The organism is Amycolatopsis orientalis DSM 43388, from assembly GCF_000411975.1.
Lineage (GTDB): Bacteria > Actinomycetota > Actinomycetes > Mycobacteriales > Pseudonocardiaceae > Amycolatopsis > Amycolatopsis orientalis_D.
The window spans coordinates 13,595-25,071 of the sequence record NZ_ASXG01000039.1; the positions used below are offsets into that span (position 1 = coordinate 13,595).

Consider the following 11,477-nt stretch of genomic DNA (forward strand, 5'->3'; position numbering starts at 1 on the left):
GGTGTCGGCGGCGGGCGAGGCGGTGGCGGTTGCGGTGCTCACTTGACTCCTCCGTCCACGGAGAACGCGCGGAACATCAGCCGCAGCGCGAACGTCGCGACGATCATCGTCAGGATGACCACCACCACGCCCATCGCGGACGACTGCCCGATGTCGAAGCCCTCGAACGCGCGCTGGTAGATGTAGAACGGCAGGTTCGTGCTGGCCGTGCCCGGACCGCCTTGCGTCATCAGGAAAATCGCGTCGAAGCTGTTCACGATGTAGATCGCGCCGAGCAGCGTGGCCAGCTGCAGGAACCGCGACAGGTGCGGCAGCGTGATCGACACGAAGGTGCGCCAGCGGCTCGCGCCGTCCACCGACGCCGCCTCCAGCACCTCCTTCGACTGGCTCTGCAGCCCGGCGAGGATCAGCAGCGTCATGAACGGCGTCCACTGCCAGACGATCTGCGCCATCACCGCGGCCAGCGGGAATTGCGACAGCCAGTCCGTGTCGGTGCCGAACACGAAGTGCAGAAGACCGTACGTCGGGTCGAACATCGTCGTCTTCCACAGCAGCGCGCCGGCCGCGGGAAGGATGAGGAACGGCGTGATCAGCAGCGTCCGGACGAAACCGCGGCCGAGGAACTTGCGGTCGAGCAGCACCGCGAGCCCGAGCCCGAGCAGCAGCGAGAGGAACACGCAGACCACGGTGAGCACGACGGTGTTCAGCAGTGCGCCGAGGAACGTCGTGTCGGTGAAAACGTCGACGTAGTTGCGGAATCCGACGAAATGCCGAGACCCCGGGCGCACCAGGTTCCACGACTGGAACGAGTAGAACACGGTGAGCAGGAAGGGAATCTGCGTCACGGCGATCACGAAGATCAACGCGGGCAGCAGCGGCATCCGCCGTTTCCCGGCCGAGCCGGTCACCTTCTTCGCAGCGGACTTCGCGGTCGCCGGCGCGGTTCCGGCGGGGACGGAGAGGGTGCTCATCGCTGCACCTCCTGATACGACTTTCCGACGGATTCCGCGTATTTCTGCGATTGCGCGAGCGCGTCGGCGACGGAGGTCTGGCCGGCGATCGCGGCGGACAGCTGCTGGCTCACCCGCGTGCCGAGGTCCTGGAACTCCGGGATCCCGACGAACTGGATGCCCGGGTACGGCACCGGGTTCACCATCGTCTTCTGCTGGTTGGCCGCCGCGATCCCGTCCAGCGTCGGCTGGGCGTAGGCCTTCGCGGCTTCCTTGTACTGCGGGATCTCATAGGTCGACTTGCGCGTGCCCGGCGGCACCCGGTTCCACCCGTAGGTCTCGCCGACCTTCTTCGCGTACTCCTTGTCCGTCATCCACGCCATGAACTTCCAGGCGTCGTCCTTGTTCTTGCCGACCTTCGGAATGCCCAGCGCCCAGGTGTAGAGCCAGCCGCTCGCCTGGGTCTTCTCCACCGGCGCGGCGACGTAGCCGTTCTTGCCGACGACGTGGCTGGTCTTCGGGTCTTCCGTGGTGCCGGTCATCGAGGTGGCGTCGTACCACATCGCGGCGTTGCCCTGGGCGTACTTCGTGCCGCATTCGGTGAACCCGGCACTGGAAGCGCCGACTTCGCCGTGTTCGCGCAGCAGGTTCACGTAGAAGTTCGCCGCCTGGGTGAACTCCGGGCTGGTGAGCTTCGCGTTCCAGCCCTGGTCGAACCATTGTGCGCCGAACGTGTTCGCGACCGTGGTGAACGGCGCGAGGCTTTCGCCCCAGCCCGGCTTGCCGCGCAGGCAGATCCCGGAGACGCCGGCCTGCTTGTCGTCGAGTTTCGCGGCGAAGTCGGCGATCTGCTGCCACGTCGGGTGCGCCGGCATGGTCAGGCCGGCCTTCTGGAACAGGTCCTTGCGATAGACCACAAAGGACGATTCGCCGTAGAACGGCACCGCGTACATCTGGTTCTGATACGACAGCGACTGCCGGATGCTCGGGATGAAGTCGGCCTCGTCGTAGCCCGGCGTCGCCTTCATGTGCGGTTCGAGGTTCTCCAGCCAGCCGTTGGCCGCCCATTGCGGAGCCTCGTAATTGCTGATCATCACCACGTCGAACTCGCCGCCCTGGGTGGCGGTGGACGCGGTGATCTTCGCCCTGGCCTCGTTTTCCGGCAGGGAAACGAACTTGAGCTTGATCCCGGGGTTGGCCTGCTCGAACTCGCCCTCGAGCGAGATGGCGTCCTTCATCTGCGGATTGGACACGATCGCGACGACCAGTGTCCGCCCGCCGGTGCCGAGCGCCCCGGCTCCGGCGCATCCCGTCACCAACAACGCTGTCGCGGCAAGGAGGCACAGGAGTTTACGCACCGCCACCACCTCCGGGCAGCACCTGGATCTTGAGGCCGGACCCGCTGCGCATCTTCGCCAGCGCCTCGGGGTACTGCTCGAGCGGAAGGGTGTCGGTGATCAGCGCTTCGGTGTCGAGGTACCCGTTCGCGACGAGGTCGAGTGCGTTGCCGTAGCTGTTCAGCACGGCCATCGAACCGACGATGGTGATCTCGTCGTTGTAGATGCGGAACGGCGAAAGCGCGACGCGGGCTTCGGCCGGGGCCACGCCGAACACGAGCAACCGGCCACCGCGGTGCAGCGCGTTGAAGGCCGCTTCGATGGCGGGTGCCGCGCCAGTACAGTCCACCGCGGCGTCGAACCGCTCATCGTCCAATTCGGACACATCGGCGGCGACCGCGGCCGCGCCGAGGTCGGTCGCCCGAGGCAGCCGGGCGGCGTTGCGGTCGACCATCGTCACGTGCGCACCCGCCCGGATCAGCAGCTGCTGCATGATCAGGCCCATCGTGCCCGCGCCGACCACGAGGAAGCGTTCGCCCGCCTCCACGCCGATCCGGCGCACGCCGTGCACCGCGCACGAAACGGGTTCGACCAGCGCGCCCTGTTCCCAGGTCATCGAGTCGGGCATCTGGTAGCAGGTGTCCGCGGGCACCGCGACGTACTCGGCGAACGCGCCGTTGACCGTGTCGCCGGTGGCGTTCCAGTTCGCGCACAGGTTGCCGTGCCCGGACCGGCACGGCGTGCAGTATCCGCAGTAGATCGACGGGTCGACCGCGACCCGGTCGCCGACCTTCCACTCGGCGGGCACGTCCGCGCCGAGTTCGACGATCTCCCCGGAGAACTCGTGGCCGGGAACGATGGGATACGGGGTCGGCGGGAAATGCCCGTCGGCGATGTGCAGGTCCGTGCCGCAGATCCCGCAGGCACCCACCTTCACGACGACCTGGCGCTCCCCGGGCTTCGGATCGGGAACCTCGCCGACCCGGATCTCCCCGGGCCGGTCCACGATCGCGGCGCGCATGCGTCATCACCTTCCAAGGTGCTCATTTGAGCGATATTGACTTATGCCGTAGGTAACATGCGTAGGCATTAGAGGCCCCAACCTGCGGATCCGTCAACCAGCAGAGCTCATTTTTGCGCTATCCTGCTCATGTGAGCAGGAAAAAGGGGCCACTACCGCTGACCGAGACTCTGCTGCTGGCCACCATGGCCAGGCGGTTCTACGTGCAGGGCGCCTCGAAACTCGAGATCGCCGACGAGTTCGGCATGAGCCGGTTCAAGGTCGCGCGGATGCTGGACACCGCGCTCGAGTCCGGGTTGGTCCGGATCGAGTTCGACCTGCCGGCGCCGATCGACGTGCACCTGTCCGACGACATCCGCCGCGCCTACCGGCTGGACCGCGTGCTCGTGCTCGAACGAGCATCGGAAAAGGAGCCGAGGGAGGTCGTCCGCAAACGGGTCGGCGCGCTGGCCGCCCGGCTGCTGGAGGAGATCGCCACCCCGGACGACGTCATCGGGCTGGCCTGGGCGCGGTCGGTCAACGCGATGACCGAGGCCATCCGGACCCTGCCGCGCTGCCCGATCGTGCAGTTGTGCGGGGTGCAGGCCGGGATGGACATGCGCGGCCGTTCGGTGGAGACGGTCAGCCGCGTGACGTCGGTGTCCGGCGGCGATTCGTACCCGATTTTCGGCCCGCTCGTCCTGCCCGACCGGCGGACCACCGAGATCCTGCGGCACCAGCCGGGCATCGCGGAAACGTTCGCGCAGTTCGGGAAACTCACCAAGGCTGTGGTCAGCATCGGTTCGTGGGAAGCCGGGGAGTCCACTGTGTACGACGCGCTGGACGAGGCCGAACGCGCCGCCATCGCGGCCCGGGGCGCGACCGCCGAGGTCGCCGCGCGGCTGTTCGACGCGGACGGCAACTCGCTCGGGACCGGGCTGGCGCACCACGTGCTGGCGATCAGCCACGAGGAGCTGATGGCGGTCCCCGAGGTGATCGCGATCGGCTACAGCCGGCCGAAAGCCGAGGCCGTGGACGCGGTGCTGCGCTCCGGACTGGTGTCGACGCTGGTCACCGACGCCGCGGCGGCCGTTCCGCTGCTGGAACTGGCGCGGGCCAGGCCGTTGCCCTCGTGAGCGAGCTGCGCCTCGAGCACCTGATCGCCGTACTCGGCGGCCCAGCGTCCGAAGCCCTCGATCGGCCCGAGGAAACTCACCCCTAGCTCGGTCAGCCGATAGGCCCGGTCCGCACGCTCGACGAGGCCGTCGCGCTCCAGCTTGCGCAGCGCTTCGGTGAGCACCTTCGCGCTGATTCCGCCGATGCGCGTGCGCAGTTCGCCGTGCCGCAGCGGGCCGTTCTTCAACGCCCACAGCACGACCGGATGCCAGGTGTTCGCCACCAGGTCGAACGCGAGCCGGGTGCGGCAGTCGGCGATGAAGTCCATGGTTACCTTTCGGTTCCTGCCGGGGTCCATAACGTCGCTTCCGTACAACCACGCGACGACAGGAGACCTTCCCATGCGCATCGCTCTTTTCGGCACCGGCGGCATGGCCTCCGCGCTCGGCGGCCAATGGACCCGGCACGAGCTGACCGTGTCCGGCCGCTCCCCCGCTCGCGCGGCCGCGTTGGCCGCCGAACTGGGTGCCGAGGTTCTGGACTGGGCCGACGCCGCCGCCCGAGCGGACGTCATCCTGCTGGCCGTCCCCACCACCGCGCTCGAAGCCCTGCTCACCCCGCTCGACCTGACCGGCAAGGTCCTGATCGACTGCACCAACACCCCCGGCGCGACCGGCGAACCCGTGGCCGCCCGGATCGCCGAATACGCTCCCGGCGCGTTGGCGGTGAAGGCGTTCAACCTCGCCCACGTGGACGTCTGGCGAATGACCCCGCCGCTGTTCGAGGGCCGCCCGCTCGGCGTCCCGCTGTGCGGTGCCCCAGAGGCCGTCGCGGTGGCAACCGAGCTGGTCCGGGATGTCGGCTGCACGCCCCTGCCCGCTGGCGGCTTGGACCGAGCCGCCCTGCTGGAAGCCGCGGCCGGGCTGGCGATCGGCCTGTGGTTCGACGGGCTGGACGCGCGATCCATGCTGATGAGCGCCTGAATCGACATCTGCGCAAGCGTTTCTCGCGCGCCCTGCTTGGTCGGTCTAAAGTGGATTGACGACTCGCCGGACTCCCCGCCGACCCTGATCGGCCGGGCCGGCCTCAGGGTCGAATTGGGTGGTTCACCGGATGCCCGGGTCGCCGAATGGCCGCGAAACTGGCCCGGTGACTCGGGTTTCCCCGCGATGGCGGCAGACACTGGTGTGACTCCACGTAATTTCTTCAGTTGCGTGGATGAGCCAAGCACTCGCTCTCTTCATGCTGACTTTGGTCGCGCTTTCCGGAGAGCAGCCGGGCCCGGCGATGACCATGGCCAAGCGTCTCGACACCGTGCTGCTCGCCCCCATGGCGAACACAGCCGCGTTCACCGGCCTGCTGCTCGCCGGAGCCACTGCCTGGGGCTTCTTCCGGCATTGGTGGGTGCTGGTGAAATTCGGCCTGACGCTCGTCCAGCTGTACGCCGGGATTTTCCTGCTCTCGCCCGCGCTCACCAAGGCCGCGGCGACCGGCAGCCCAGTCTGGCCGCAGGCTGCGGGCGCCGCGTTGATGGCGAGCGGGCTGGCGTTCCAGGTGTGGATCTCGGTGGCCAAACCATGGTCGCGCACCCCCTGGTCCGCCGCGGCCAAACCGCGGCCCGCGCCCACGTGGGTCTTCACCGCCGGGCTGGCCGCGCCGATCGCGGACACCGCCGCCGGGCTCGCGGTCGGCTACCCGATGCCCGCGCTGTCGCTGCTCATGCTCGTCGTGCTGCTCGTCCGGCGGCCGGAAACCCGGCTGCTCAGAGCTGGTTGACGGCCACGATCCGGACCACGGCACTGCCTACCTCGTCCGAGGCGCGCAGATCGACCTCCGCGCTGATTCCCCAGTCATGGTCGCCGGCCGGGTCGTCAAAAATCTGCCGGACCCGCCACAGGTCCGGTTCCTTTTCGATGAGCAGCAACGCCGGACCGCGGGCGTCCGGGCCGATGCCGAGCGAATCGTGCTCGTCGAAGTAGTCCTCGATCGCGTCTTCCCACGCGTCCGCGTCCCAGCCGGAGGCGGCGTCCAGTGCGCCGAGGTCCTCGTACGCCCGGCGCGAAGCCAGCTCCACCCGGCGGAACAACTCGTTGCGCACCAGCACCCGGAACGCCCGCTCGTTGCGCGTGACCGCGGGCGGCTCGGCCGGAGGCCGGTGCGACACCGGGCCTTCCTCGTCCGGGTGCCGCAACGCTTCCCATTCGTCCAGCAGGCTCGAGTCGACCTGGCGCACCAGTTCGCCGAGCCATTCGATCAGGTCCTGCAGCGATTCGGTCTTCGCCTCGTCCGGCACGGTGTGCCGCAGCGCGTCGTAGGTGTCGGCGAGGTAGCGCAGCACCAGCCCCTCGGAACGCGCGAGCTGATAAAAGCCCACGTATTCCACGAAGTTCATCGCGCGCTCGTACATGTCGCGCACCACCGATTTCGGCGACAGCTCGTAATCCGCCACCCACGGATGCCCGGCGCGATACGACTGGTAGGCCGCGTTGAGCAGTTCCTCCAACGGTTTCGGGTACGTGACGGATTCGAGCAGCTCCATCCGCTCGTCGTACTCGATCCCCTCGGCCTTCATCGCCTGCACGGCCTCGCCGCGCGCCTTGAACTGCTGCTGCGACAACACCGGCCGCGGATTGTCCACCGTGGATTCCACAATGGACACCACGTCCAGCGCGTACGACGGGGACTCCATGTCCAGCAGTTCGATAGCGGCCAACGCGAACGGTGAAAGCGGCTGGTTCAGCGCGAAATCGAACTGCAGGTCCACGGTCAGGCGGACGATGCGGCCCTCGGCGTCCGGCTCGGGCAGCTGCTCCACCACCCCGGCGGCGAGCAGCGAACGGTAGATCTCGATCGCCCGCAGGATCAGCTTCCGCTGCGTCGGCCGGTCCGAATGGTTGTCCTCCAGCAGGTGCCGCATCGCGTCGAACGCGTTGCCCGGCCGGGAAATCACGTTCAGCAGCATCGAGTGGCTGACCTGGAAGCTGGACGTGAGCGGTTCCGGCTCGGCCGCGATCAGCCGCTCGAACGTGCTCTCGGTCCAGTTGACGAAGCCCTCCGGCGCTTTCTTCCGGACGATCTTCTTTTTCTTCTTCGGGTCGTCGCCCGCCTTCTCCAGCGCCTTCGCGTTCTCCACCACGTGGTCCGGCGCCTGCACGACGACATACCCGTCGGTGTCGTATCCGGCCCGGCCGGCGCGTCCGGCGATCTGGTGGAACTCGCGCGCCTTCAAATGCCGCTGCCGCACGCCGTCGTACTTCGTGAGCGCCGAGAACACCACCGTCCGGATCGGCACGTTGATGCCGACGCCGAGGGTGTCCGTCCCGCAGATCACCTTCAGCAGCCCGGACTGCGCGAGCGTTTCGACCAGCCGCCGGTACTTCGGCAGCATGCCCGCGTGGTGCACGCCGATGCCGTGCCGCACGAGCCGCGAGAGCGTCTTGCCGAACCCGGCGGAGAACCGGAAGTCGCCGAGCAGGTCGGCGATCGCGTCTTTCTCGGCGCGAGTCGTGACGTTGATGCTCATCAGCGTCTGCGCCCGCTCGATGGCCGCGGCCTGCGAGAAATGCACGACATACACCGGCGCTTGGCCGCCGCCCAGCAACTCGGACATCGTCTCGTGCAGCGGCGTGAGCGCGTACCGGAAGGTGAGCGGTACCGGCCGCTGCGCCGAGGTGACCACCGCGGTCGGCCGTCCGGTCCGCCGGGTCAGGTCCTTTTCGAAGAACGAAACGTCGCCGAGCGTGGCCGACATGAGCACGAACTGTGCGTTCGGCAGTTCGATCAGCGGCACCTGCCACGCCCAGCCGCGGTCCGGTTCCGAATAGAAGTGGAACTCGTCCGCGACGACCTGGCCGACTGGCGCCTCGGCACCGTCGCGCAACGCGATGTTCGCCAAGATTTCCGCCGTGCAGCAGATGATCGGCGCGTCCGCGTTGACGCTCGAATCGCCGGTCATCATGCCGACGTTCTCGGCCCCGAAGATCTCGATCAGCTGGAAGAACTTCTCCGAGACCAGTGCCTTGATCGGCGCGGTGTAAAAACTGCGTTTGCCGTGCGCGAGCGCGGTGAAGTGCGCGCCGACCGCCACGAGGCTCTTGCCCGAGCCGGTCGGCGTGGACAGGATCACGTTGGCTCCGGAGACGACCTCGATCACCGCCTCCTCCTGCGCCGGGTACAGCTCGATGCCCCGTTCCGCCGTCCACGTCGTGAAGGCTGCGAACAGGGAATCTGCGTCGGGATCCGCTGGCAGGAGGTCGGTGAGAGTCATCGTGTCGCCCATCGTGCCATCCCGGCGGCGGCCGCGGGTGCAGGGGAGATCGCGGCTGCTTGCCCCAACCCGTAGGCTTCCGGTACCGCGCGCTGCCGGAGGGGACGGAAAGGCGGGCGCGCACACGGGCGGTACTCGCGGAGGATTCGGCAATGGCACAGGACATCATCCCGATCGAGCTCGGGCTGCCGCAGGGCGACGTGGTCACCCTCTGGGCCCCGCGGTGGCGGGAGGACGGCGAGGAGTGGGAAGCGTTCCTCGGCGACGAGGACGACCTGTACGCCTTCCCGGACGCCGCGCACCTGGCCGCCTTCGTGCGCACGGCCGAGCAGCACGACCTGCTCGACCACCCGGCGTGGGACGCGGTGCCCGCGCTGAACGTGCCCGAGCTGATCCCCGACGACGACCACTCCTACGACCTCGTCGGCGTGCCCGAGCTGGTCGCCGAGGAGCCGGACTCCTGGACGATCGGCGAGCTGGCCGAAATCGTCGGCATCGTCCGTTCGCTCGCCGACGTGTGCGAGCTGGACGAGGTGCACGAGGTGCTCGACGCGTACGAGGGCTTCTCGCTGCTGGAGCAGGGCCGGCTGCCGTTCACCGGGCGCGAGGGCGAAGCGCTGTGGAACGACCTGTCGAAGGCCGTCTCCGAGAAGTGGGACATCGTGCTCGACGCGATCGACAACCTGGTGACCGTGCCGGAGGTCGACGCCGCGGTGCTGGAGCAGACCGCCGAGGAGCTGGCCGCCTTCCACGAGGAGTCCGCCGAGGCGGAGGCCGGGGAAGAGGACGGCGGTCCGGAAGACCTCGAAGTGGTCGACACCGACGACGAGGACGCCGAGGACGAACCGGTCGGCTTCTGGGGCGAGGTCGGCATCGACCCGATCAAGATCGTCACTTCCGGCGCGGAGTACTACACGCTGCGCTGCTACCTCGACGACAAGCCGGTGTTCCTCGGCAGCGAGGGCGAGATCGACGTGTTCAGCTCGCCGAAGGCGCTGCTCAAGGCGATCAAGGCGGGCGACGAACTCGCCGACACCGACCTCGCCGGGGTGTCCACTTGGGACGAGGTGCGCGAGAAGGCGGCGGCCGGCGAGCTGGAGATCGAGGTCGACCAGGACAACACCTACGTGTTCCCCGGCCTCGACGAGGACATCGCCGAGGGCCCGGAGTCGATCGACCCGACCCAGCTGGAGCTGGCCGTCGAGCTGATCACCGACGCGGCCGAATGGGCGGGCGACGACACCGTCGAAACCGCGCTGGCGGGCGACGAAAGCCTCGGCTGGCTGGTGTCGTTCGTGCTGCGGCCGGACCCGAGCCGGCTCGAGCCGAGCGCTCCGTTCGACGCCGAACAGAGCGCCTGGCGCAAGCTGGTTGAGGACTTCGAGAACCGCCTCACGGTGGTCTGAACCTTCTAGAGCGCGTCGAACACGCTCTCGGCCGGGGCCCCGGCGGAGAACATCTTCCAGGCGGCGCCGGCGATCGCATCCGGATTCAGGGTGCGGCCGCCGGCGTCGCCGTATTTTTCCCGCTGGGCAACGACCATCCGGTGGATGTCGCCGCGTTCGATCAGGCCGCCGATGATGAGGCTGCCCGCGTACACGCCGGTCCCGGCCAGCCCCTCGTGCAGTGTCCGGGCGTAGTTCCGCAGCGCCGCCGACGACACCGCGAGCGCGCCGAGCGCGGGCATCGGCCGCACCGCGCTGAGCCCGCCGGCGAACAAGAACCCGCCGCGCCCCCGTGACAGCATGCCCGGCAGCAGCTTGCCGACGACTTCCACCGCGGGGTAGACCCAGCTCATCGCCTTCTGGACGGCATCGACGGTCGCCTCGGCGATGTCCGCGGGCATGCTGTCCGGCTCGATCGCGGCCGGGCCGTAGTAGGCGACGTCGATGGCACCGAACCGGTCGGCGATTTCGTCGAGTGTCGCTCCGATCCCGTTCCGGACGTCTCCCACGAACGCTTCCGCGTTTTCGAGTTCGGCCAGATAGGCCGGATGCCGCTCAGCGGTGCGCGAAACGAGCGCGACGCGGTACCCCTCGTCGGCGAACCGGCGGGCCATCGACATCCCGAGTCCGGGTCCGACGCCGAGTACGACAGCGGTCGGGCGAGTGGTCATGGCTGGCTTCCCTTCCCCAGAAGTAAATCGAGGGTACCCTCGACTTCGTTCGCCAAGCTACCACAAAACCCGAGGGTGCCCTCGACTTTGTACGATGGGCCCATGGCCACCGGATCGAAGCCGTTGCGCGCGGACGCCGCCCGCAACCGCGACAAGCTGCTGGCCGCCGCGACGCGGGCGTTCGGCGAGCAGGGCCTCGACGCACCCCTCGAGCAGATCGCCCGCAGCGCCGGAGTCAGCATCGGCACGCTGTACGCGCACTTCCCGACCCGGGAAGCCTTTGTCGACGCGATCCTGCCCGCACAATTAGCCGCGTTGGACGAGCTCGCGACAAAGGCGCTGGCGGAGCCGGACCCGTGGCAGGGCTTCACCGGTTTCCTTGACGGACTGTTCGCCTTGCAGGCCAAGGACCACGGCCTCAGCGACGCCCTCGCCCGGCGGCTGCCGCTGAGTCCTGCCGTCCTTGAGGCGTGCCGCACCGGTTTCGCGCATGCCGGACGGATCATCGACCGGGCAAAGGAATCCGGTCGGCTGCGGGCGGATTTCGAACCAGCGGATCTCGCTCCGCTGGTTTCCGCGATGTCGCAGCTGATCCATGAACCGGCGGAAACCTGGCGGCGGCATTTGGCGTTCTTTCTCGACGGGCTCAAGGTCTCGTGAGTGGCAATCCCGGTTCTAACCGGAATTGCCA

The 11,477-nt window shown here is 68.2% G+C and carries 10 protein-coding genes and 1 pseudogene; 5 read left to right on the forward strand and 6 right to left on the reverse strand.

All coding sequences use genetic code 11. From position 1 onward, the window contains the following. Window positions 1-38: 38 nt before the first annotated feature. From L942_RS06725 to L942_RS06735, 3 genes are read right to left on the reverse strand one after another with little or no spacing between them, the layout of a single operon-like run. Window positions 39-971, reverse strand: coding sequence for a carbohydrate ABC transporter permease (locus L942_RS06725; protein WP_037356333.1), 933 nt, complete (start codon window positions 969-971; stop codon window positions 39-41). Then, entirely contained in the window at window positions 968-2,314 is a 1,347-nt protein-coding gene (locus L942_RS06730) for an ABC transporter substrate-binding protein (RefSeq protein ID WP_037356336.1), read from the reverse strand. Before L942_RS06730 ends, L942_RS06725 begins: the two co-directional genes overlap by 4 nt. Continuing rightward, the gene (locus L942_RS06735) at window positions 2,301-3,308 is read right to left on the reverse strand and encodes a zinc-dependent alcohol dehydrogenase family protein (protein WP_037356339.1); all 1,008 of its coding nucleotides are present in this window, start codon (window positions 3,306-3,308) and stop codon (window positions 2,301-2,303) included. Before L942_RS06735 ends, L942_RS06730 begins: the two co-directional genes overlap by 14 nt. A gap of 185 nt (window positions 3,309-3,493) precedes the next feature. On the opposite strand from L942_RS06735, the gene L942_RS06740 reads away from it, so the two are divergent. Then, window positions 3,494-4,423, forward strand: a complete 930-nt coding sequence (locus L942_RS06740; RefSeq protein WP_051165768.1) for a sugar-binding transcriptional regulator — start codon at window positions 3,494-3,496, stop codon at window positions 4,421-4,423. A 5-nt stretch (window positions 4,424-4,428) separates the two neighbouring features. Here the strand turns inward: L942_RS06740 and L942_RS06745 are convergent. Then, window positions 4,429-4,731, reverse strand: a pseudogene (locus L942_RS06745) (winged helix-turn-helix transcriptional regulator); the annotation flags it as partial. Window positions 4,732-4,804: 73 nt separating this feature from the next. On the opposite strand from L942_RS06745, the gene L942_RS06750 reads away from it, so the two are divergent. After that, window positions 4,805-5,386 carry an NADPH-dependent F420 reductase gene (locus tag L942_RS06750; RefSeq protein ID WP_037356345.1) on the forward strand — a complete coding sequence of 194 codons (582 nt, stop codon included), beginning with the start codon at window positions 4,805-4,807 and terminating at the stop codon, window positions 5,384-5,386. A 235-nt stretch (window positions 5,387-5,621) separates the two neighbouring features. After that, window positions 5,622-6,179, forward strand: a complete 558-nt coding sequence (locus L942_RS06755; protein ID WP_235078924.1) for a hypothetical protein — start codon at window positions 5,622-5,624, stop codon at window positions 6,177-6,179. Here L942_RS06755 and L942_RS06760 read toward each other — a convergent pair. Beyond that, window positions 6,166-8,670 carry a DEAD/DEAH box helicase gene (locus tag L942_RS06760; protein WP_037356498.1) on the reverse strand — a complete coding sequence of 835 codons (2,505 nt, stop codon included), beginning with the start codon at window positions 8,668-8,670 and terminating at the stop codon, window positions 6,166-6,168. The genes L942_RS06755 and L942_RS06760 overlap by 14 nt on opposite strands. Before the next feature lie 152 nt (window positions 8,671-8,822). Between L942_RS06760 and L942_RS06765 the strand changes: the two genes are divergently transcribed. Then, a complete protein-coding gene (locus L942_RS06765) occupies window positions 8,823-10,076 on the forward strand; it encodes a hypothetical protein (RefSeq protein ID WP_037356348.1) in 1,254 nt (417 codons plus the stop codon). A 5-nt stretch (window positions 10,077-10,081) separates the two neighbouring features. On the opposite strand, the gene L942_RS06770 is transcribed toward L942_RS06765, so the two are convergent. Then, window positions 10,082-10,786, reverse strand: coding sequence for an SDR family NAD(P)-dependent oxidoreductase (locus L942_RS06770; protein WP_037356351.1), 705 nt, complete (start codon window positions 10,784-10,786; stop codon window positions 10,082-10,084). A gap of 102 nt (window positions 10,787-10,888) precedes the next feature. On the opposite strand from L942_RS06770, the gene L942_RS06775 reads away from it, so the two are divergent. After that, a complete protein-coding gene (locus tag L942_RS06775) occupies window positions 10,889-11,446 on the forward strand; it encodes a TetR/AcrR family transcriptional regulator (protein WP_037356354.1) in 558 nt (185 codons plus the stop codon). Window positions 11,447-11,477: the final 31 nt, after the last annotated feature.

Coding starts and splice junctions, on each gene's coding strand:
- L942_RS06770 (WP_037356351.1), bottom strand. CDS start 10,786: ATGACCACTCGCCCGACCGCTGTCGTACTCGGCGTCGGACCCGGACTC.
- L942_RS06760 (WP_037356498.1), bottom strand. CDS start 8,670: ATGACTCTCACCGACCTCCTGCCAGCGGATCCCGACGCAGATTCCCTG.
- L942_RS06725 (WP_037356333.1), bottom strand. CDS start 971: ATGAGCACCCTCTCCGTCCCCGCCGGAACCGCGCCGGCGACCGCGAAG.
- L942_RS06775 (WP_037356354.1), top strand. CDS start 10,889: ATGGCCACCGGATCGAAGCCGTTGCGCGCGGACGCCGCCCGCAACCGC.
- L942_RS06755 (WP_235078924.1), top strand. CDS start 5,622: ATGAGCCAAGCACTCGCTCTCTTCATGCTGACTTTGGTCGCGCTTTCC.
- L942_RS06750 (WP_037356345.1), top strand. CDS start 4,805: ATGCGCATCGCTCTTTTCGGCACCGGCGGCATGGCCTCCGCGCTCGGC.
- L942_RS06735 (WP_037356339.1), bottom strand. CDS start 3,308: ATGCGCGCCGCGATCGTGGACCGGCCCGGGGAGATCCGGGTCGGCGAG.
- L942_RS06740 (WP_051165768.1), top strand. CDS start 3,494: ATGGCCAGGCGGTTCTACGTGCAGGGCGCCTCGAAACTCGAGATCGCC.
- L942_RS06765 (WP_037356348.1), top strand. CDS start 8,823: ATGGCACAGGACATCATCCCGATCGAGCTCGGGCTGCCGCAGGGCGAC.